The organism is Flavobacteriales bacterium TMED191 (genome assembly GCA_002171975.2).
Classification (GTDB): domain Bacteria; phylum Bacteroidota; class Bacteroidia; order Flavobacteriales; family TMED113.
In genome coordinates this window covers 1-21,095 of the sequence record NHIO02000002.1, presented here as the reverse complement: position 1 = coordinate 21,095, position 21,095 = coordinate 1, and the positions used below count along the sequence as shown (strand labels likewise).

Annotated in this window: 17 protein-coding genes; 3 read left to right on the top strand and 14 right to left on the bottom strand. The window is 29.1% G+C overall.

The window, feature by feature from the left end; all coding sequences use genetic code 11:
• Positions 1 to 261 precede the first annotated feature (261 nt).
• Both CBD51_000125 and odhB read left to right on the top strand, forming a co-directional pair.
• Entirely contained in the window at positions 262 to 2,985 is a 2,724-nt protein-coding gene (locus CBD51_000125; protein ID RPG60883.1) for a 2-oxoglutarate dehydrogenase E1 component, read from the top strand.
• Positions 2,986 to 2,988: 3 nt separating this feature from the next.
• Positions 2,989 to 4,164, top strand: coding sequence for a 2-oxoglutarate dehydrogenase complex dihydrolipoyllysine-residue succinyltransferase (odhB, locus tag CBD51_000120; protein ID RPG60882.1), 1,176 nt, complete (start codon positions 2,989 to 2,991; stop codon positions 4,162 to 4,164).
• 1 nt (position 4,165) lies between these two features.
• Here the strand turns inward: odhB and CBD51_000115 are convergent, their stop codons facing one another.
• From CBD51_000115 to CBD51_000100, 4 genes are all read right to left on the bottom strand, one after another.
• A complete protein-coding gene (locus CBD51_000115) occupies positions 4,166 to 5,134 on the bottom strand; it encodes a DUF4249 domain-containing protein (protein ID RPG60881.1) in 969 nt (322 codons plus the stop codon).
• Between the two features lie 3 nt (positions 5,135 to 5,137).
• Positions 5,138 to 7,516 carry a TonB-dependent receptor gene (locus CBD51_000110; GenBank protein ID RPG60884.1) on the bottom strand — a complete coding sequence of 793 codons (2,379 nt, stop codon included), beginning with the start codon at positions 7,514 to 7,516 and terminating at the stop codon, positions 5,138 to 5,140.
• A gap of 76 nt (positions 7,517 to 7,592) precedes the next feature.
• Positions 7,593 to 10,817 (bottom strand): transcription-repair coupling factor, encoded by a 3,225-nt coding sequence (mfd, locus tag CBD51_000105; GenBank protein RPG60880.1) that lies wholly within the window; start codon positions 10,815 to 10,817, stop codon positions 7,593 to 7,595.
• Complete coding sequence (locus CBD51_000100; GenBank protein ID RPG60879.1) at positions 10,814 to 11,749, bottom strand: fructose-1,6-bisphosphatase; 936 nt, start codon at positions 11,747 to 11,749, stop codon at positions 10,814 to 10,816. Before CBD51_000100 ends, mfd begins: the two co-directional genes overlap by 4 nt.
• A gap of 54 nt (positions 11,750 to 11,803) precedes the next feature.
• On the opposite strand from CBD51_000100, the gene CBD51_000095 reads away from it, so the two are divergent.
• Positions 11,804 to 12,634, top strand: coding sequence for a hypothetical protein (locus tag CBD51_000095; protein ID RPG60878.1), 831 nt, complete (start codon positions 11,804 to 11,806; stop codon positions 12,632 to 12,634).
• Between the two features lie 6 nt (positions 12,635 to 12,640).
• Here CBD51_000095 and CBD51_000090 read toward each other — a convergent pair whose 3' ends face one another.
• From CBD51_000090 to CBD51_000045, 10 genes are all read right to left on the bottom strand, one after another.
• Entirely contained in the window at positions 12,641 to 13,678 is a 1,038-nt protein-coding gene (locus CBD51_000090; protein ID RPG60877.1) for a hypothetical protein, read from the bottom strand.
• Positions 13,675 to 14,601 (bottom strand): hydroxyacid dehydrogenase, encoded by a 927-nt coding sequence (locus CBD51_000085; GenBank protein ID RPG60876.1) that lies wholly within the window; start codon positions 14,599 to 14,601, stop codon positions 13,675 to 13,677. Before CBD51_000085 ends, CBD51_000090 begins: the two co-directional genes overlap by 4 nt.
• Before the next feature lie 2 nt (positions 14,602 to 14,603).
• Positions 14,604 to 15,947, bottom strand: a complete 1,344-nt coding sequence (gene mgtE / locus CBD51_000080) for a magnesium transporter (protein RPG60875.1) — start codon at positions 15,945 to 15,947, stop codon at positions 14,604 to 14,606.
• The gene (gene rsmA, locus CBD51_000075; GenBank protein ID RPG60874.1) at positions 15,944 to 16,711 is read right to left on the bottom strand and encodes a ribosomal RNA small subunit methyltransferase A; all 768 of its coding nucleotides are present in this window, start codon (positions 16,709 to 16,711) and stop codon (positions 15,944 to 15,946) included. The genes mgtE and rsmA overlap by 4 nt, the downstream gene beginning before the upstream one ends.
• A gap of 4 nt (positions 16,712 to 16,715) precedes the next feature.
• On the bottom strand, positions 16,716 to 17,015 hold the full coding sequence (locus tag CBD51_000070; protein RPG60873.1) for a DUF4286 family protein: 300 nt from the start codon (positions 17,013 to 17,015) through the stop codon (positions 16,716 to 16,718).
• Positions 17,015 to 18,832 (bottom strand): hypothetical protein, encoded by a 1,818-nt coding sequence (locus CBD51_000065; GenBank protein ID RPG60872.1) that lies wholly within the window; start codon positions 18,830 to 18,832, stop codon positions 17,015 to 17,017. Before CBD51_000065 ends, CBD51_000070 begins: the two co-directional genes overlap by 1 nt.
• Positions 18,822 to 19,376, bottom strand: a complete 555-nt coding sequence (locus tag CBD51_000060; GenBank protein RPG60871.1) for a hypothetical protein — start codon at positions 19,374 to 19,376, stop codon at positions 18,822 to 18,824. The genes CBD51_000065 and CBD51_000060 overlap by 11 nt, the downstream gene beginning before the upstream one ends.
• Entirely contained in the window at positions 19,360 to 20,631 is a 1,272-nt protein-coding gene (locus CBD51_000055; protein RPG60870.1) for a serine--tRNA ligase, read from the bottom strand. The genes CBD51_000060 and CBD51_000055 overlap by 17 nt, the downstream gene beginning before the upstream one ends.
• Positions 20,632 to 20,744: 113 nt before the next feature.
• A complete protein-coding gene (locus CBD51_000050; GenBank protein RPG60869.1) occupies positions 20,745 to 20,999 on the bottom strand; it encodes a 50S ribosomal protein L27 in 255 nt (84 codons plus the stop codon).
• Positions 21,000 to 21,005: 6 nt separating this feature from the next.
• Positions 21,006 to 21,095 (bottom strand): HU family DNA-binding protein (locus tag CBD51_000045; protein ID RPG60868.1); only part of this gene is annotated, 90 nt, incomplete at its 5' end.

Here is a 21,095-nt window from a genome sequence, read left to right as displayed (position 1 = left end):
GAGCATTAGAGATTGATGTTGCAAATAGTACTATTATTCCTACAGCAATTAATTGGGTCAAATTTTTCATAGTATTCAATTTTAGTTAAACATTAATTTCGTATAACACACGATGAATAAATCAAATGCCGTGCCAAACTTGAGCTTTCGTAGTTAAATAAATGGATATAATTTTAAATCCTAAATTATTTCTTTATAAATTTCCTTAGTATTTGTACATACACAATTCATAAAAATGTAATTTTGGAAAAAAGATAACTAATGGACAAGTATTCTTTTCTAGGGAGCTTACATATTTCATTTTACGAAAAATTATATAGTCAATATTTAGACAATCCTGATTCGTTAGATAGCTCTTGGCGCAGCTTTTTTCAAGGTTATGAATTTGCCAACGAACCATATGGTCTTTTGAACCAAGATATGCCTGAGGAGATAACAAAGGAATTTCAAGTTATTTCCTTGATTGATGATTATAGAAAAAGAGGCCATCTTTTCACACAAACTAATCCAGTTAGAGACAGACGAGATTATAATCCAAAATTAAATCTCGAGAACTATAATCTTTCTTCAGAAGATCTTGATTTAGTCTTTCAGGCAGGAAATGAGGTTGGTTTAGGTCCTACAACTTTAAAAGAAATCCTAATACATTTACAAACTGTATATTGTCAATCTATTGGCATAGAATATGTTTACATTAGAGAACTAGATGAATTTAACTGGATTAAAAATTTTATACATAAAAATAATAATCAACCAAATTTTGACAAAGACCAAAAAATTGAAATTTTAAAACAGCTTAACTCTTGTGTTGGGTTTGAGAAGTTTTTACACAAAAAGTATGTTGGACAAAAAAGATTTTCTATTGAAGGAGCGGAGTCTATTATACCATCTTTGGAGTATGCAATTAGTCAAGGGGCTCAGCTTGGTGTTAATGAGTTTATATTTGGGATGGCGCATCGTGGAAGACTAAGTGTTTTGGCAAATATATTTAACAAATCTTTTACTCGAATATTTAATGAGTTTGAAGGTGTTGTTTATGAAGATGACGAATTTGATGGAGATGTTAAATATCATTTAGGTTATAATTGCAAAAAGCAACTTTTAAATGGCAAAACTGTTGAGATTAGCTTGGCTCCAAACCCTTCTCATCTAGAAGCTGTTGGACCTATTGTCCAGGGTATATCTAGATCTAAAATAGATAAAAAATATCAAGGTGATAATTCAAAATTACTACCTATTTTAATTCATGGTGATGCTGCAATTGCAGGGCAGGGTGTTGTGTATGAAATAATTCAAATGTCTCAACTTAATGGGTATAAAACTGGCGGGACTATTCATATTGTAATTAACAATCAAGTTGGTTTTACAACTAATTATTTAGATGGTCGTTCCAGTACATATTGCACCGATGTTGCAAAAACTATTTTATCACCCGTTTTACATGTGAATGGTGATGATGTTGAAGCTGTTATGCACACAATAGAATTTGCTATTAAATATAGACAAAAATTTAAAAAAGATGTTTTTATTGACCTACTTTGCTATCGAAAGTATGGGCATAATGAAGGTGATGAGCCTAAGTTCACTCAACCTAAACTGTATAAACTTATTGAAAGGCATCTTAATCCAAAAGAAATATATTTGGAAAAATTATTATTAGAGAATATAGTAAATAGAGATCAAGTTGAAAAGATAGAAAATGCTTTTTCTAAAATTTTAGAGAATGAGTTCACAAAGGCTAAACAAAAGAGCAAAACTACAATCAGATCTATTGTTCGAGATAATTGGCAGGGCCTTAATAAGGCTATGCCTAAAGATTTCCTGCAAGACGTAGATACGAAATTTAACAAAGATGAATTACTAAAATTGGGACGTAAGATCTATACACTTCCAGATAATCATAATTTCTATAAAAAAACAAAAAAGCTTTTTTCTGATAGATTAAAAATGCTAAATGAGGGTAAAGGGCTTGATTGGGGGATGGCAGAGTTATTAGCTTATTCAACATTATTAAGCGAAGGAATTCCGGTAAGAATTTCAGGTCAAGATGTAGAAAGAGGTACTTTCTCTCATCGACATGCAATTATTAAAAGTGAAAATAGTGAAACAAAAATTAATATTTTTGAATCTTTACATACTAATGAGGTTGATTTTACAATTTATAATTCATTTCTTTCAGAGTATGCGGTACTTGGTTTTGAATATGGTTATGCAGCAGCAAAACCTCATGCGTTAACTATTTGGGAAGCACAATTTGGAGATTTTTGTAATGGGGCTCAAATAATTATTGATCAATATATTTCATCTGCAGAAGAAAAATGGAACCTGCAAAATGGTTTAGTACTCTATTTGCCTCATGGTTATGAGGGGCAGGGTGCAGAGCACTCAAGTGCAAGAATGGAAAGATTTTTACAATTATGTGCTCAAAATAATATGCAGATTTTGAACTGCACTACCCCTGCTAACTTGTTTCATATGTTAAGACGCCAAATGAAGCGTTCATTTAGAAAACCTTTAATTTTATTTTCTCCAAAAAGTTTATTGAGGCATCCTAAATGTATATCTTCATTGTCTGAATTCACATCTGGAACATTTAAAGAGGTAATAGATGATGAAAAAGTTGAGAAAAATAATATTTCTACTTTGGTCTTTACCAGTGGTAAGCTTTATTATGAGTTGGACACCAAAAGAGATTCCCTAAATGATAATAAAACTGCAATTATTAGAATTGAACAATTATATCCTTTTCCTAATCGGAATTTGGAAACAATAATTCAAGGATATAAAAATGTAAATAGATATATTTGGGTTCAAGAAGAGCCAAAGAATATGGGTCCATGGTTTCATGTAAGTGATCATTTTAGATCTGTTAAATTGAAAATTGAATTAATTTCAAGAGATGTTAGTGCTTCACCTGCAAGTGGTTCGTCTCAAAGATATAACGAAAGACAAAACAAAATTATTAATAAAGTATTTAATAAATAAATTATGATTTTAGAAGTAAAAGTGCCAAGTCCTGGAGAATCTATAACAGAGGTCGAGATATCTAATTGGCTTGTATCTGATGGAGATTTTGTAGAAAAAGATCAAGAAATTTGTGAAATAGACTCTGATAAGGCAACACTAACTATTAGTGCTGAAGATAGCGGAGAGATTACATTACTAAAGGAGATTGAGCTTACTATTCCTGTTGGTGAAGTGATTTGTACAATAAATACAAATGTTAAATCTAGTTCATCACGTTCCTCTTCTTTGAAAAAAGAAAGTAAATCAGTGTCTACTGAATTAAAGGTAATACCATCTCCAGCTGCTCAAAAAATGATTAGAGAACAAGATTTAATTACTTCCGATATTAAGGGTACAGGTAAAAAAGGTCGAATTACAAAGCAAGATATTATAAAAGCTAAGCCAGCTATGGGACAGTCAGATGGCAATAGAGAGGTTGTAAGAAATAGATTATCTACTTTACGTAAAAAATTAGCAAAAAGATTAGTAACGGTTAAGAATGAAACCGCTATGCTTACTACTTTTAATGAAGTAAATATGCATGAGATAAATTCTATTAGATCAAAGTATAAGGAAGATTTTAATAAGAAGCATGATTGTAAATTAGGATTTATGTCATTTTTTACAAAAAGTGTTGCTCGTGCATTACAAATGTTTCCAAATGTTAATTCTATGATTGATGGACAAGAACTTGTTCAGTTTCAGTTTATTGATATTTCAATTGCCGTAAGTTCCCCTAAGGGTCTAATGGTGCCAGTTTTAAGGAATGTAGAATCAATGAAATTTTATGAAATTGAAAAGGAAATAAGAAGACTAGCTGAAAAGGCTAGAGATGGTAAAATTTCATTAGATGAGATGGTTGGAGGCACATTTACTATAACAAATGGAGGGGTTTTTGGATCAATGTTATCAACACCAATTATTAATCCGCCTCAATCTGCTATTTTAGGCATGCATAATATTGTGGAGAGGCCTGTAGTGAATAATGGTAAAATTGAAATTGCTCCAATAATGTACTTAGCCCTATCATATGATCATAGAATTATTGATGGAAAAGACTCTGTCGGTTTTCTACTAGCTATTAAGGAAGGCCTAGAAAACCCAAAAGAGCATTTATTAGGTGGTGAAAAAAATATATCTAAAAATTTAGGAGTTTGATTTAATTAGAAATGATAGGGTTTACCAGTTCGGGATCAGCAATTAACTTAATATATTGTGAGGAGGTTCCACCAAAAACACCAAGACCACCATTTACATTTGAATTTGCATCAGCGGGAGCTCCAAAAGGACCTGCAGGATTATTAAATGCTAATGAATACCAAAAGTCCCATGAATCTCGGTCTACAGAAGACCATTTTAAAAAAACAGTATCTTGTACATTCCAAAATCCAGTTGTAGCACCTGAGCTTCCGTCGACTTCTTCATCGCTAGATACTTCTTGTTGACCCCATTCTTGCCAAAATCCTCGTCCTTTATAAGTGGGAAAACTAAAGCTCCATCCATTGACATATTCATCATTAAAGTTTCCATCTTGTTCTAACATGCTGATATAAAAATCATCATATCCATCTAGTGGAGGTTGAACATCAAAACTACTCCCCCAAATAGATTTTGTTTTAGAAAATATTCTATAGCAATTCCCTAATTCTTCTGGGTCAGTCAAGTGACCTAAAAGATAGCAATAACTACTGTCATCAGACCTATATAAAAATCTTAGACTATCAATAGTAATCGGTGCAAGTGTTGGTATTGTAGTTATTGCAGATAGTAAAGTATCTCCTTTATTTACCTCAAGTGTATATGTTGCACCTTCTTCGCCAATTATACTAGTACCAATATAATTATAATACCAAGTATCAGTTAAGCCAAATCCAGGAGTCAAAATTTCGCTATCCCCATTACTAGATGTTATTTTTACTTCGGCATCGTTAATAAAAGATTCAAATACATTGTCAATATTTAGTGGGTCAAAATAGGGTAGACTTCTAGATAGAAGTATTTTGGCTGGTTGATTATTTTCAATATAACCGTTGATAATTAATTGTGGTCCATTATTTGGAATATTAATAGTTATTTCTTTTGTACATGAAAGAAATAACAATATTATTATAAAGCTAAATTTTTTCATTTTTTAAAAATTAAAGTTCCAACTAATGGATGGTATTATTGGAAATAATGAAACTTGTTGAGCAGTTATTTTAACATCATCTGAGTCACCCAATAAACCCTCTGTTTCAAAGTAAATAAAGTATGGGTTTTGTCGATTGTAAATATTATATATTGAAAGAGTCCAACTTGACGAGAATTTTTTGGTAGCCTTGTTTTTTAAAGTCAATGCCAAATCCATTCTATGATATGGAGACATTCTATAACTATTTCTTTCCCCCCATTCTGTAATAAGATTTCCTTCAATTATATACATGGACTTCGGTATTGTTAGTGAATTGCCACTTGCGTATACAAATACGGTAGAGAAGTTTAATCTTTCAGTAATTTGGTAATTTAAAACAATAGATAAATCATGTGGCCTATCATATTTCGCATAGTACCAATCACCTTGGTTGAGTTCATCAAATTGTCTGGTTGTTTTTGAATATGTATATCCTATCCACCCATTTAGGTTTCCTCTTTTTTTAGCTAAAAATAACTCTGCACCATATGATTTACCATCACCAAATGTTAGGTTATTATCAATATTCTCTAACCCAATGGAAACTCCAGGCATATATCCTTCACTATATTCTACAAGATTTTCCATAGTTTTAAAGTATAGCTCAACAGAAGTTTCAAACATGTTATTAGAGTAGTTTTTAAAATACCCTAAGGAGTACTGTCGACCAAATTGGGGTTTAACAATATCTGAACTAGGTAGCCATACGTCAGTGGGCAATGACGAACTTGCAAGAGAGGTTAAGTGGAGATATTGATAATTTTGTATAAAACTTAACTTGACCGAAGAAGATTCATCTAATAGGTATCTTAAAGAGAATCTTGGCTCAAAACCACCATAACTTTCAACAACATCTCCTTTCTCATACGAAATGATTGTGTCTGTTGAAATTTGTCCAATTTGACCAGAGTTATCTTTCACATGCCTTTCAAAAGGACCAACTTGGATAAATCCAGAGTACCTTAATCCAATATTTATTAATAGTCTTTTATTGAAATCATATTCATCGTTAATATATAGCCCATATTCATGAGCGTAATAATTTATAATTTGTTCTAATTCGAGATCATCGTAATTACCAGAGAAGCTAGTTGGGTTAAATCGATGATATACATAATTGCTTCCGAATTTGATTTTATGTTTTGGATTTGGATAATAGCTAAAATCATTTTTCACATTCCAATCTCTAATACCTGAGAACATGCTTGTTTGCGATGAAGGTACACTATCTAGGTCTTGTGACATATTTAATTCATACTTGTAATCGCTAAAGATCAAGGATGTGTTCATAAATAAATTACTGTTAAATAAATGATTCCATCTTAATGAAGCAGTTGCATTACCCCATGGCATATTCATTCTAAAACCCCAGTTTTCACTGTTAAAATTAAATACATCTCGACCAAAATAACCACTTAGATAGATTTTATCCTTAGCAGTTAATTGGTAGTTTGCTTTTGTAGTTAAATCATAAAAATGGTACGAGCTTCCAGCAAAAGCAGTTGTGTCTACAAATGGTTTAGCAAGGACATCAAAGTATGTTCTTCTTCCAGAAATTATAAATGAACTAGTATCTTTTTTTATAGGACCTTCTAGAGTTAATTTAGATGAGATAAGACCAATCCCTCCCGTACCACCAAATTTTTTGCTATTACCATCCTTCATATTAATGTCGAGCACAGAAGATAATCTTCCACCATAATTTGCGGGCATTGAGCCTTTAATTAAGTCAATATTATTAATAGCATCACTGTTAAAAACGGAAAAAAATCCAAATAAATGTGAAGCATTATATACTACAGCTTCGTCAAGAAGAATTAAATTTTGGTCAGGACCTCCACCTCTTACGTAAAAGCCGGAAGAACCTTCAGAGCCAGACTGTACACCAGGAAGTAATTGAATGGTTTTTAATATATCTTTTTCACCCATTAAAACTGGTATTTGGTCTACTTGCTCAATCTCTAATTCGATTTTTCCCATATCAGCATTCTTAATATTTGCATCTTCTTTTTTTGCTTTAACAGTAACTTCTTCTGTTAGGTAACTAGTAGGCACTAAATTAAAAATTACATTCTCAGATGATTTGGTTATATTAATTGTCTCTGTATTGTACCCAATATAGGACGTCTGCAAGTTGTATGTTCCTGAATCAATCGTAAATGAAAAAAAGCCGTAATTATTAGTGGTGCAACCTACATTTAATTCTTTTACTATAACATTAGCACCGATTAATGTTTCACCAGATTGAGAGCTTTTTACATAGCCACCAATACTAATTTTACTTTCTTGAGATAAGCCGGATAAAAATATAAGTAGAATGAAATAAATTATATTTCGAATTTTCACAGGATTAATTTTTTTTGCATAAATGTAATGCCTCAAAGTTATACAAAATATACTTCTTACTATATATTTTTTAAATAAATTTTCGCATAGTTTTTAAAGCAGAATTAATATCATAGATATTGTTTATATAAACTTTAATATTATTATTAGATTCTTTTACTGAATAGTTGTCAGTTTTACTCGTTTGAATTAAATTAATTATTTTCTGTAAGACATCTTGTTGTAGTTGGTCATTAAATGTAACAATCATTTTGCCTTGTTTCAAAATTATTTTTATACAATTTCCACGATCTGCTAGAATCCTCAATTTTATTGACTGTAATAAATCAACTGTAGGTTGTGGAATTTGTCCAAACCTATCCTTCAATTCAATTTCTAAAGTATGTATTTCGTTATCGTCAGTTAGTTGACTTATTCGCTTATATAAATTCATTCTTTCAGTTACACTATCTATATAGAAATTAGGAATTAGCAATTCTAGGTCGGTTTCAATTAGGCACATGACTAAACCTTGAGAAGCGATGTTTAAAGAGGCTTTTTTAAATTTAGATTCTTTAAGTTCAGTAACAGCTTCATTTAAAATTTTTTGATAATTTGTAAAGCCCATTTCTTCTATAAAGCCAGATTGTTCTGCGCCCAGCATATTGCCAGCACCTCGGATTTCTAGATCTTTCATTGCTATATTAAAACCATCACCCAAATTTGATAAATTTGAAACTGCATTTAATTTTTTAATACTATTGTCTTTTATTTTATTAAATGGGGGTGTTAGCAAATAACAAAAGGCTTTTTTATTAGATCTCCCCACTCTTCCTCTCATTTGATGCAAATCAGCCAACCCAAAATTTTGCGCATCATTTATAATTATAGTATTTGCATTTGGAATATCAAGTCCATTTTCAATAATTGTAGTTGTAATTAAAACATCAAATTCACCATTTATAAAATTTAGTATGGTTGTTTCCAGTTTTTTAGAATCCATTTGTCCATGTGCAAATCTAATATTTAGATTAGGATGCATAATTGAAATCATATTATGAACATCTTCAATATTAGCTACCCTATTGTGTACAAAAAAAACTTGTCCTCCACGGCTAACTTCATAGCTAATCATCTCTTTGATAGTTTCATGATTGAATGCAGAGATTGTTGTTTCAATAGGGTTTCTATTTTTTGGATAAGTGGTCATAATTGATAAATCACGTGAACCCATTAATGAAAACTGTAACGTTCTTGGTATAGGAGTTGCAGTTAATGTTAAAGTGTCTACATTTTCTTTAAATGTTTTTAATTTATCTTTTGTTGAAACTCCAAATTTTTGCTCTTCGTCAATAATTAATAATCCTAAGTCTTTAAATATTACATCTTTACTAATTAGTCGATGAGTTCCAATGATAATATCTACTAAACCTTCTTTTAATTCATCAAGAATATTTAAAGTTTGTTTTTTTGAGACAAACCTATTAAGGTATTTTATATTACAAGGGAAATTTTTTAGTCTTTTATTAAATGTATTGTTGTGTTGTAAAGCTAGTATTGTTGTGGGAACTAATACAGCAACTTGTTTATTATCCGCAACTGCCTTGAACGCAGCTCTAATTGCAATTTCAGTTTTTCCAAATCCAACATCTCCACAAACGAGTCTATCCATGGGAGCATTATTTTCCATATCTTTTTTAATCTCATTTGTTATTGTAATTTGATCTGCAGTTTCTTGAAATATAAATGATGCTTCAAGTTCATGTTGTAAATAGGTGTCTTTTGAAAAGGCAAAACCTTTAGTTATTTTTCTTTTTGCGTATAATTTAATCAAATCAAATGCAACCGTTTTAATTTTACTTTTTACTTTATCTTTTAATTTTTTCCATCTTGGAGAACCTAGTTTATCTAGTTTTACATCAAATTCACTTTCTTTAAATTTTGATATTTTATGTAGGGCATGAATACTAATGTAAAGAACATCTCCATTTTTGTATAATATCCTTATTGATTCTTGCTTAGTATTATTTTGTGTTTTAATTCTTAATCCATCAAACTGGCCAACTCCATAGTCAAAATGTGTAATATAATCGCCTTTTTTCAAGTTTGTTATATCTCTTATACTAGAGGTATTATTTGTTTTATATATTCTTTTAGATTTATATTGATGGTGTCTTTCAAAAATTTGGTGATCTGTGTAAATTAATACTTTATTATCATGATCAATAAATCCCTCTTTTAGTGAGTTTTCACATTTAACTAAATCCACAAGGTGAAGATAGTTTTGGAAAATATTTAATAATCTCTTCATCTGGTTTTCTGATGAAACAGTGATAATATTGTTATATCCTGACTTTTTATATTCATCTAGGTGATTAATTAGTATTTCAAATTTTTGATTAAAAGATGACTGAGCGTTTGAATTGAATTTTATTGTGTTTTGATAATTACTATCAATTATATTTCCAGTATATATACAATAATTTTCGCTTAAGTATTGTTGAAGTTCTTCTAGTTTTATGTCATTTTGTTGAAGTTCTTTCTGTAAAATTAAATTGGGATTATTAATCCAGATAGTTGTTCCACTACCTAAATATGTTAAAAAACTAGTACTATCTTTACTATTTGATTCTTGAATATTAGAAAAAATATCAATTTGTTTAATTACATCTAAAGACATCTGACTTGAAACGTTGAAACATGTGATTTCTTCAATTATGTCATCATCTAGAACAATGCGATATGGATTGTCGTTGTCATAAGAAAAAACATCAATTATTAATCCACGTACAGCGTAATCTCCTGGAGCCATCACGAAATCAGTATTGTTGAAGTTCAAACTATTAAGCTCTTCAAAAAAATTATTAGTGCTAATTTTATCACCCTTTTTAAGTGTCAATTTTTTTTTTGTAAAATCTTTTTTTGTTAAAATTTTTTCAAAAATAGCTTCGGGATATGTTACAACTGATGTGTAGTTTTTTAGGCTTAACTGTTTTAAAACACTAATTCTTTCAAGTATTATATTTTTATCATTATTCTTTTTAATTCTTTTAGAAGATGGGTATAAAAAGGCGGCAAATTTTGGATTTAAATTATTGAGATCATCTAAAAAATATAATGCACTTTCTAGACTATCTAAAATAAATAAATTATTGGCTTGTTTTTTTTTAATTAGATTGGCGGCAATAATAGATAGCTGAGAGCCCTGTAGATTTTTAAGATGTATTTTTTTTTTGTTTTTTTCTTTTAACCAGGAGTCTAGTTTTAAAAAGCTCTCATCTTGAGAAAATAATTTTAATAAATTAAACTGACTCACTTTTTATAGAATGATAATAATTTTTCAACCATATTACTAGATCCAACAACGAAGGGCGTCCGTTCATGTATATGTCGTGGGATTATTTCTAGGATGCTTGTTTTTAAATTTGATGATTTTGATGAAGCTGCTTGAGCAATATATGCAATAGGATTACACTCGTAAATTAAACGTAATTGTCCTTGTGGTTTGTCACTTGTTTTAGGGTAAATAAATATACCGCCTTTTAACATGTTTCTGTGAAAATCAGCAATTAGAGAACCGACAAATCTACCTGTATGAGTACGTTTTCCGTCACTATTGAGTTCCTTACAATAATTTATAAATTCAATAATTTCTGAGTCTACAGAATTTAAGTTTCCCTCATTAATCGAAAAAATTACACCATTTGAAGGGGTTTTAATATTTTCATGCGTTAAAATATACTCTTTAGTTTTAGTATTTAAAGAAAAACTATGTGCTTTATTATTAATCGAAAATACCATCATAGTAGTTGTTCCATAAATCACATAGCATGCTAATTTTTGATTTTTACCAGCTTGCATGTAGCCAAGGGAATTGTTTTCTAAAATAGAAAAAATACTTCCAACCGGAATATTGACATCAATATTTGATGATCCGTCTAATGGATCCATTGCAACTAAGTAATTCCCGGATTGATTTAAATTAATTATTTCTTCATTTTCTTCGGAGAGTATTTTAGCTATTGAACTATTTGTTTGAAATTTGGTAATAAAAATATCATTTGCAATTAAATCAAGTTTTTGAACTTCTTCATTTTGTATATTTTTGCGACCACTCAGACCAAAAATATCAGATGATGTTTCGTTTAATTTTTTATACATTAGAATGGAGCCATTCTTAATATTTAAAATAATATCAACTAAATTTGGATGATAAGTTTGAGTATGTAAAAATTGTTCAAGATTCATATAAATTAAAAAAGAATAATATATTTAATTGTAAAAATAAAGTTTAATATTTAAATGAAGGTATTAAAATTTGGAGGAGGTTGTTTAAAGGATGCTAATTTTATTAAGAAATTACCAATTATTTTAAAAAATTACATTGATTGTCCAGTATTTTTAGTTGTATCTGCTTTAGGTAAGACTACTAATATGTTAGAAAGTCGGCAGTATAAGGATGTTATTAATTATACAAGTGATATTATGTTAGAATTGGATTTTGAAACTAGTGTCATACAAGAAGTTATAGATGACCACTTGTCTAGTGAAAAAATTTCACAAAAATTAAATTATCCATCTCGTGTTTGTATCGGTGAGTATCTTTCTTCAGATATACTAAGTAGATATCTTAGCAATATGAATCTGTCTAATAAATTAATAGATGCTGCTTTATGTATTCATACAGTTACTTGGAACTCTAAAACTAATTCAGCTGCATTTCATTCTGCAAGTTTATCTGATTGTTGGAAAAATTCAAAAAGTAAAATTTACATAACCCAGGGTTTCATCGCAAGTGATATTCGATCAAAAAACACGTCATTTAAAATGATTAGAACTACATTAGGTCGAGAAGGATCAGACTTTAGTGCTGCTATTTTTGGTGCATTACTTAATGCAAATGAAGTTGTTTTGTTCAAGGATGTTGATGGAATTTTCGACAAGGACCCTAAAACTTATTCAGATGCTAATTTATTTTTAAAATTATCTTTTGACGAAGCTTTTCAGATTTGCAATAAAAGAGAAACTGTTATTCATCCAAATACCCTAAGACATTTGCAAAAACATAAAATACCTATTAGAATTAAAAATTTCAATGATTTAAGTAAAACAGGTAGTTTAATTATTGACTAATTTTTTTTAAATAGATCCACCAATAATTCTTGAACCTATATCAGAGTTTAAGCCAAAACCAATCGTAAAGACATCGTAATTGGCTTTTGTCCAGTCTACATGAATAGTAAATAATAATAGTTTTATTCGCGCTCCAATAGTAGCTTTTAATCCATTAACACCTCCAAAAGAAAAATCTATAGGGTCTGTGATATTAAGTTCTTCACCCTCAATGACCTGCTCACCGTCCCAGTCTAAAACTGTATAATTGCCATTTAGAGCAAGTGATGATTTTGAATATTGATAGCCTATTCCTAAATAAGGAGTGATAAAGGCAATTTTTTTACTTAATATCAAATTTGAATTAAATGCTTTAATATCGAAAGTTAAATTTTGTTCAGGTCCAGTAAAGTCATACTGACTATTTAATTTAGAATATGCACTTAGAATAGACAAATTAAATGGTAAAATTTTAACTCCGGGTATCCATTGCTTTATATCATGTTTTAATCCAAAACCCCAAAAACCAGATTTAAATTTTTTAAGGTTTACTGTAGGTGCATATCTAAATAAAATTTCAGTTTTTTTAATTAAACCAATACTGCCTTGAATATATGGCATTAAAAGGGAATTTCCCCAGTCTAAACCACCTGGCATATTAAATAGCGGTTCATCATTTATTTCAGTGTCAGGTAAAGTATATAAAATTTGTGTTTCTTCACTAGGCCCTAAAATTGTAGATAATTGTCCGTTATTATAGGTGCTTAAATTTGTTAATTCGGAAGAAGGGTTGAAAAATTGAGAGTTGGTATTTGGGGTGATAACATGAAAGCCTGCAGTAACATCAAAGCCCGGGAACTGATGAGGTTTAGCAGTATTATACCAACCAGCATTTAATCCGCTACCAAACCATTTACCGACTGGTGACATATATCCCTCAACTAATTTTTCAGTATCATTAATTAGTGTTTGAGATGATCCAATTATAAAGTTTGTTATTTGCTCTTGAGATGTAAGTTGGAAAAAAACAATAAATAGTAATTTTAGGACAATATTTTTTTTCATTTAAATTGAATAATTTTTTTGATTAGTATTGATGGTATTTTTTTATTTGCCTCTTTTGTCAGTCCAGCTATATGCGGAGTCATAATTACATTGTTGCAATTTAATAAATAATTTATATTTTGATTAAAGACTAGTTTACTAAATGTTTTATCTTCACTTTCATGCACATCTAATCCAGCACCAATAATCTTGTTAGATTTCAACCCACTCACTAAGTCACCTGAATTAACAATTTTACCTCTTGATGTATTAATGAAATAAAATTTCTTTTTCATTTTTCTAATAAATTTTTTATCAAATAAATGAAAAGTCTCTTTATTCAAAGGGATATGTAAACTTATAACATCACTGTTTTGATATATGCTTTTCATATCAACCTCTTCAACAAAAGGATTTGAGAATCCGGATTTGTATTTGTCATAAGCAATTATTTTACAATTAAAATTATAAAGTTTTTTTGCAAATGCAGAACCTGTATTCCCATATCCGATTATCCCGATAGTTTTTTCTTCTATTTCATAACCTCTATTATTTTCACGATTCCATTTTTTATTTTTTAATTCAGACATTGATTTATAAATATTATTTAATAAACATAATAAAAGACCTAAGCTATGTTCTGCTACTGCATTACTATTGCCTTCTGCTGAATTAAAGCATTTAATACCCATTTCCTCCGCTTTTTTGACATTAATCGATTCCATTCCAGAGCCATATCGAGCAATAAATTTTAAATTTTTAGCCTGTTTTAGGAAGGAGTTATCAATTTGCATCCTATTTCGCACTATTAATCCTGTAAATAAGTGTAGTTTGTTGAGCACCGTTTTAAGACTGTCATTAATTGCATATTCATAAATGATGTTATGCTTATCTAATAATTCTAAGAGTATAGGGTCTATTTTATCAGTTATTAAAATCTTCATATTTATAGAATAATTTCAGCAATTGAAAAATAGATAAATAAGCCTATTACGTCATTCATTGTAGTAATAAAAGGACCTGTTGCAAGTGCAGGATCGATATTGTATTTATTTAGAAACAATGGAACAAAAGTACCAAATAGAGCTGCAAAAACCATAACGGTTAATAAAGAAATACTTACTATTATAGGAATGTTGGGTTGCGGGTATAGAACAATACATGCAATAAATACTATAATACAACAGATTAATCCATTTGCTAAAGCTACCCCAAATTCTTTAATCAATCGTTTAGACCAATGTTCAATTCCTAAATTTTTAGATGCTAGGCCTTGTACAATAATAGCTGACGACTGCACTCCTACATTTCCACCCATAGCTGCTATTAATGGTATGAAAAAGGCTAATAATGGATTTTTTTCAATTGGAAAAAGTCCAATAATTTGTGCTCCTAGTAAGCCTCCAATTAGACCTATAATCAACCATGGTATTCGTGCTTTTATTAAAGTTAATATACTATCTAGTGGTTCAATATTTTCGCTAATTCCAGATGCCATTTGATAATCTCTTTCTGCTTCTTCTTTAATATAGTCTACAACATCATCAATCGTGATTCTACCTACAAGTATATTCTGTTTATCTACAACAGGTAAAACAATTAAATCATATTTATTCATTATTCTAGCAATCTGCTCACAACTTGTATCTGTTTGGACAGATATAATATGCTTATTAAATATTTTATTGATAAACGTTTTCTCAGGGCTTAGTAATAGTTTCTTTAGAGATACAGTTCCAAGTAATTGATTTTCCTTATTAACTACATAAATTGTGTATACTTTGTTGACATTTTGTGCTTGTTCTCTCATTTCAGCTACACACCTTAATATACTCCAGTTTTCTCGAACTTGTATTAACTCTTTTGCCATTAAAGCTCCTGCAGAGTTTTCTTCATAAGATAATAAGTCTGCTAAATGACTAGCTTGTTGAGGGTTAATAATATTAGATAGTACTTCCTTTTGTTTTTCGTCAGATAGTTCTTGAATAACATCAGCTGCATCATCAGAATCTAGGTTGTCAATAACTTCTTCAACAATTTCCTTTGAACTTAAATTATCTAGTAATTTTTCTCTAAAATCATCTTCTAGCTCAATTAAGATATCTGCACTCTTTTCTTCACTGAACAGGTCCAATACGAATTTAGCTTCGTCAGGTTGAAGATTTATAATTATTTCTGCAATATCTGGGGCGAGTAAATTTTTGCAAAGATTAAGAATAGCTTGTGCATCCTTAGTTTTCGTTAATACTTCAATAGTATTTAAAAATTCTTTAGTTAATTGAAAGTTCATTTTTTATTTGGGAATAGCATGTTAGTTAATTGTATAAATTGAGACACACTTAATTCTTCTGCTCGCTTTGAGATTATTGGCTTAAGTTTGTTGTCATCCAATTTAGTGAAATTTTTTAATGCATTTTTCAATTTTTTTCTTCTTTGTGAAAATCCAGCTTTCACTACTTGAACAAATTTATTATAATCACAATTAATATTTATTTTTTGATTTCTTCTTAGTTTAATAACAGTAGAGTCTACATTAGGAACTGGCATGAAATCTTCTCTTTTCACATCAAATAGAATTTCACAATCAAAAAATGCTTGAATTAAGACACTAGGTATTCCGTATTTTTTTGATTTTGGTGAACTGCAAATTCGTTCTGCAACTTCTTTTTGAAACATTCCAATAACTTGAGAAACTGAATTTTTATTATCTAGAATTTTAAATAGTATTTGTGTAGATATGTTATAGGGAAAATTCCCTACTATAGTATATTTTTTCCATCTAATTTGGGATAAGTTATATTTTAAAAAATCTCCAGATATAATGTATAAGTCAGAAAATTTTTTTTTTAATAGATCACTAGCATCATTATCAATTTCAATTACTTTTAAATTATTGGTTTTCTGGATTAAGTATTTTGTTAAAGCACCTTCTCCTGGCCCAATTTCTAGAATATTGTCACATTCCTTTATGTCGATATTATTTGTAATTCTTTTACAAATATCATTGTTTTTTAAAAAATGTTGACCAAATATTTTTTTAGCTTTTAAAGCCATATTTTTAATTTAAATTTTCTTTTGTTAAAATACTTCTCCAGGCTTTGTACTGATCCCCAAATTTTTCAAAATGTTCATCCTGGAGTTTTGATGCGAAGCTATTTTTATATTTTAAATAATCACTAATGTTTTCTAGTGTATATTGTATAATGTATTTATTGTGTTGATTTACATCTTTTAAAAAATTACTGCTTTTAAATATTTTTGTAGCCATAACATCTGGTATATGTTTAGTCTTCATCCAGTATTCCCAATCTTTGATAATAGAATCGTTAATAATAATTGTAATAGAATATATAATCATTATAGTTTTAAAAAATTATTATCGCGTAATGACCGATATTTGACTCTCGCTTTATTGACGAAAATACTATTTGGTGTTTTTAAAAGTATTTCCTCATATTTTTCTTTTGCTTTTGGGATGTCTTTAAATACTCTTTCATATAATTCTGCTTGATAAAATAAAGCGTCATCATATAGAATATCATAATAATATGTTGAACATATTTTTTCAAGAGCTTTTAGACCCTTATCATGTTCACCAGTTTTTACAAATAAGTTAAATTTTTTAAACAATACTTCATCCATTAGCATATGATCTTCATAATCTTTTTCAAGTTCATTTAATTGCTTTAAGCAAGCATCATATTTTTTTTGCTCATAAAGCAGTTCAGCTTTTGCATATAATTGTAGTGCAGTATTAGTTGTGTCAAGATTAAGATTATCACTAATCATTAAAGATAATTTCATCGCATTATTTGCAATTAATTTAGAAGTAGAATATTTTAAAACCTTTAGTTGATTTTGAGCCCATTCGAAATCACCGTTATAGTAGTTAATTTTTGTCTTTTCAAATTTTGCTTGTTGTCCAATTATCTCCTCTTTAAAGTCATTCTCAACTTGTGAGTACAGTAATATAGATTCCCAAACATTATCTATTTTAGTTAAAATTTTTGCTAATTCCATTTTACATATAGCAACATCATAAGGAGTTAATTTCGAGTTATTAATAGCTTGATTTAGTATATTAACCGCCTTATCTTCTTGGTTAGATTCTACAGATAGTAAATAACAGTAGTTTTGTAGTGCAGTTATTGTCTCGGATTTTATGTTGAATAGATTTAAGAATTCTTCATATTTTACAATTAGTTTATTGACGTCAGATTCTTTTTTAATTTTTTCAGATATTAAGGCTTCATACTCTATGTTTAATAATTGCCAATTACTGTACTCATAATTGAATGAATAGGGATCGCTATTATTTAGAATATATTGTAGAGCTTTTTTTGCACTTACTAACTCATTGTTGGATAGGGCTATTTCTGAAAGCTCTATAATATCTAGCAAATTCTCAGTTAATTTTTTATGAATGCTAATTTCATAATTTAATGCTTTATCAAATTTTTTTTCTTGGACAAATAGCCAAACCAGTAATTTTGAAACTTTAATTGAATCTTTTTTTTGAATGCTTTTTATAAGTATATTTTTTAATATTTTATTATTGTCATTTAAATGATCTTCGGAGATTGTTCTTCTTATAATATTTTTACAAGTTTGAAAATACTGAGGATATTCTATTAATAAATCAATAAGTTCCTTATACATGGATTCAATATTACCTAGTTGTGAGTATATATTAGAGATTTGAATGAAATATTGAGCTTTTGAATTTTCTTGTTTTGCTAATAAATATGCTTTTAATGCAAAATGGTATTTTTTTTCTTTATATAATTTAGAGCCAACAAGACTTAAAAATCTTTTATCCTTTTTTGCTTCTTTTACAGACTTTTCAAATGTGTCGTCAGCCATATCAGATTTTCCTTGAAATGCGTAAAGCTTTCCTAAATCTACAAGAATGGTAGGGTTTTTTTTCTTTTTGTAAAAGTTTTTAATTGTTTTTTCGGCTTTTGTGAAGGCTTGCATTTTGATTAAGCAGTCTAAGTATTTTTCATAAATACTTTGTACATTTTTCTTTTTATAAATATCTTCAAATATAGCAGCAGCTTTTTCAAAGTCACCAAGTCTGTAGTATTCTCTTGCTAGATGTTCGTTTTGACTAGTTTGAGCATAGGTAAACGAAAAAATAAAAAAACAAATAGTATAAAATAATTTAGTTTTCATCAATAATGTCTTCAATGGATTTATTTAAGGAGTCAAATCGTTCTTTTTGATTATTATAACTTTTAGTGTGATTGAAAATACTCTTAGATGTTTTTCTAATCAAATCTGTTTCTTGAGCCAAGTATTTATCTAGAGCTGTAGCTTTTTTTCTGGAAATATGGTAGTCAAGTTTAAGATTAGATAATTGGGTTTTGTTAATTTTTAGTTCTTTGTCAAGCTTTTTATTTTCCACAAGACATGTTTTCAAATCATATAAACAATTTAAATAATCTCTATATTGAAAATATATTAATTCAAATGAGATACTGTCAAGCTTTTTGTTTTCTAGTCTAAGGAGGTTTAAATCAGCAATTTTTAAATTTTGATTTAATTTGTTGGTGTCAATAGATTTTAAATAACTTTCATCTTTAATAATTTCGATTTCAAGTAAATCGATATGGTCTAGTTGATTGGAATTACTAGATGAGCATGCTGCAAATAATAATATGATAATATATGAAGCAAAAAAGTTAGTGATAAAGTTCATTTTAAATAGTAATTTCATAAAACCCCAAATACTTTGACAAAACATCGGGTAAAATAATTTTTTCTTTTTTTTGATTTTGTTCTAAAATTGCTGCAATAATTCTTGGTAAAGCTAGTGAACTGCCATTTAGAGTATGGCATAGGCTGTTTGGTTTATCTTTATTTACTACTTTTAAGTTTAATCTATTAGACTGAAAAGTTTCAAAATTTGAGACAGAACTAACTTCAAGCCACTTCTTTTGAGCTGGTGCATATACTTCAAAATCATATGTTAGTGCAGATGTGAAACCTAAATCTCCCCCACAGAGCTTAACAATTCTAAATTTTAACTCTAATTTTTTTAATAACTCACTTACATGTTCTACCATCTTATCAAGAATTTGATAAGATTCTTCAGGTTGACAAATTTCAACTATCTCTACTTTATCAAATTGATGTAATCTATTTAAACCTCGAACTTCCTTTCCATATGAGCCAGCCTCTCTTCTAAAGCATGGTGAATAAGCTGTACATTTAATTGGTAAGTCGTCAGCCTTAAATTTATGATTGCTAAACATATTTGTTATTGGGACTTCAGCTGTTGGAATGGCATATAAATTATCATTAACAATATGATACATCATACCTTCTTTGTCAGGAATTTGACCAGTATTAAAAGCAGAATTTTCATTAACGAAGAAGGGTGGTGAGTATTCTTTATAACCAGCTTTGATGTTGTAGTCTAAAAAAAAATTAATTAAGCCTCTTTGTAGTCTTGCACCTTTACCTATATATATAGGAAATCCAGAGCCGGTAATTTTGGCTCCTTGTTTAAAATCAATAATATTATATTTTTCTGCCAATTCCCAATGCGCAAATAAAGACTCGGACTTTTTTAAATCTCCCCATTCAAATACAATAATATTGTCTTTTTCAGAATTACCACTTGGAACTTCATTATGAGGTGTATTTGGTATAGAAATTAACAATTCGCGTATATTACTTTCAAGGTCTTTAGCTTTTTGTATTAGTTTTTTGGATTCTTCCTTAAGTGTTGATGCTTTTGTCTTTAGTTTATCAATGGTAGAAAACTTTTGTTCTTTGGCTAGTTGTCCAATATGTTGAGCAATTTGATTACTATCAGTTAAAATTAAATCTAGCTTTTGTTGGTTTGTAATCCGTTTTTGATTAAGATTTAATAATTCTGATAAGTCATCAGTAACATCAATGCCTCTTTTTTGAAGACTTTTAATGATTTCGGATGAATGATTTTTAATTTTGCCTATCTCTAACATATTATATTTATTTCTTGAATAAAGATACGCTTTATTTTATATTCATATTTTAAAATTTTTTTAATAAAAAAAGGCCATAGGGCCTTTTTAAAATAAATAAATAAATTTATTCTTTACTCTTTTATTACTGAAACGTAGGATTTATTATTAGTCTTTTTCTTAAATGTGACAACACCATCAATTAATGCAAACAATGTATGGTCTTTACCCATGCCGACATTTTCACCTGCATTATGTACAGTCCCTCTTTGTCTAATGATAATATTTCCAGCAATTGCTTTTTGCCCTCCATAAATTTTCACACCAAGTCGTTTAGAATGCGATTCTCTTCCGTTTTTTGAACTTCCTGCTCCTTTTTTATGTGCCATAATTTTTTATTCTTTAGTTGTTTTCTTTGCAGTTGTTTTCTTTGCAGTTGTTTTCTTTGCAGTTGTTTTCTTTGCAGTTGTTTTCTTTGCAGTTGT

What these genes read in the sequence shown, in the direction of transcription:
- CBD51_000125 (RPG60883.1), top strand. Translation starts at nt 262, where the DNA reads ATGGACAAGTATTCTTTTCTAGGGAGCTTACATATTTCATTTTACGAA.
- odhB (RPG60882.1), top strand. Translation starts at nt 2,989, where the DNA reads ATGATTTTAGAAGTAAAAGTGCCAAGTCCTGGAGAATCTATAACAGAG.
- CBD51_000115 (RPG60881.1), bottom strand. Translation starts at nt 5,134, where the DNA reads ATGAAAAAATTTAGCTTTATAATAATATTGTTATTTCTTTCATGTACA.
- CBD51_000100 (RPG60879.1), bottom strand. Translation starts at nt 11,749, where the DNA reads ATGAATCTTGAACAATTTTTACATACTCAAACTTATCATCCAAATTTA.
- CBD51_000095 (RPG60878.1), top strand. Translation starts at nt 11,804, where the DNA reads ATGAAGGTATTAAAATTTGGAGGAGGTTGTTTAAAGGATGCTAATTTT.
- CBD51_000090 (RPG60877.1), bottom strand. Translation starts at nt 13,678, where the DNA reads ATGAAAAAAAATATTGTCCTAAAATTACTATTTATTGTTTTTTTCCAA.
- CBD51_000085 (RPG60876.1), bottom strand. Translation starts at nt 14,601, where the DNA reads ATGAAGATTTTAATAACTGATAAAATAGACCCTATACTCTTAGAATTA.
- mgtE (RPG60875.1), bottom strand. Translation starts at nt 15,947, where the DNA reads ATGAACTTTCAATTAACTAAAGAATTTTTAAATACTATTGAAGTATTA.
- rsmA (RPG60874.1), bottom strand. Translation starts at nt 16,711, where the DNA reads ATGGCTTTAAAAGCTAAAAAAATATTTGGTCAACATTTTTTAAAAAAC.
- CBD51_000070 (RPG60873.1), bottom strand. Translation starts at nt 17,015, where the DNA reads ATGATTATATATTCTATTACAATTATTATTAACGATTCTATTATCAAA.
- CBD51_000065 (RPG60872.1), bottom strand. Translation starts at nt 18,832, where the DNA reads ATGAAAACTAAATTATTTTATACTATTTGTTTTTTTATTTTTTCGTTT.
- CBD51_000060 (RPG60871.1), bottom strand. Translation starts at nt 19,376, where the DNA reads ATGAAATTACTATTTAAAATGAACTTTATCACTAACTTTTTTGCTTCA.
- CBD51_000055 (RPG60870.1), bottom strand. Translation starts at nt 20,631, where the DNA reads ATGTTAGAGATAGGCAAAATTAAAAATCATTCATCCGAAATCATTAAA.
- CBD51_000050 (RPG60869.1), bottom strand. Translation starts at nt 20,999, where the DNA reads ATGGCACATAAAAAAGGAGCAGGAAGTTCAAAAAACGGAAGAGAATCG.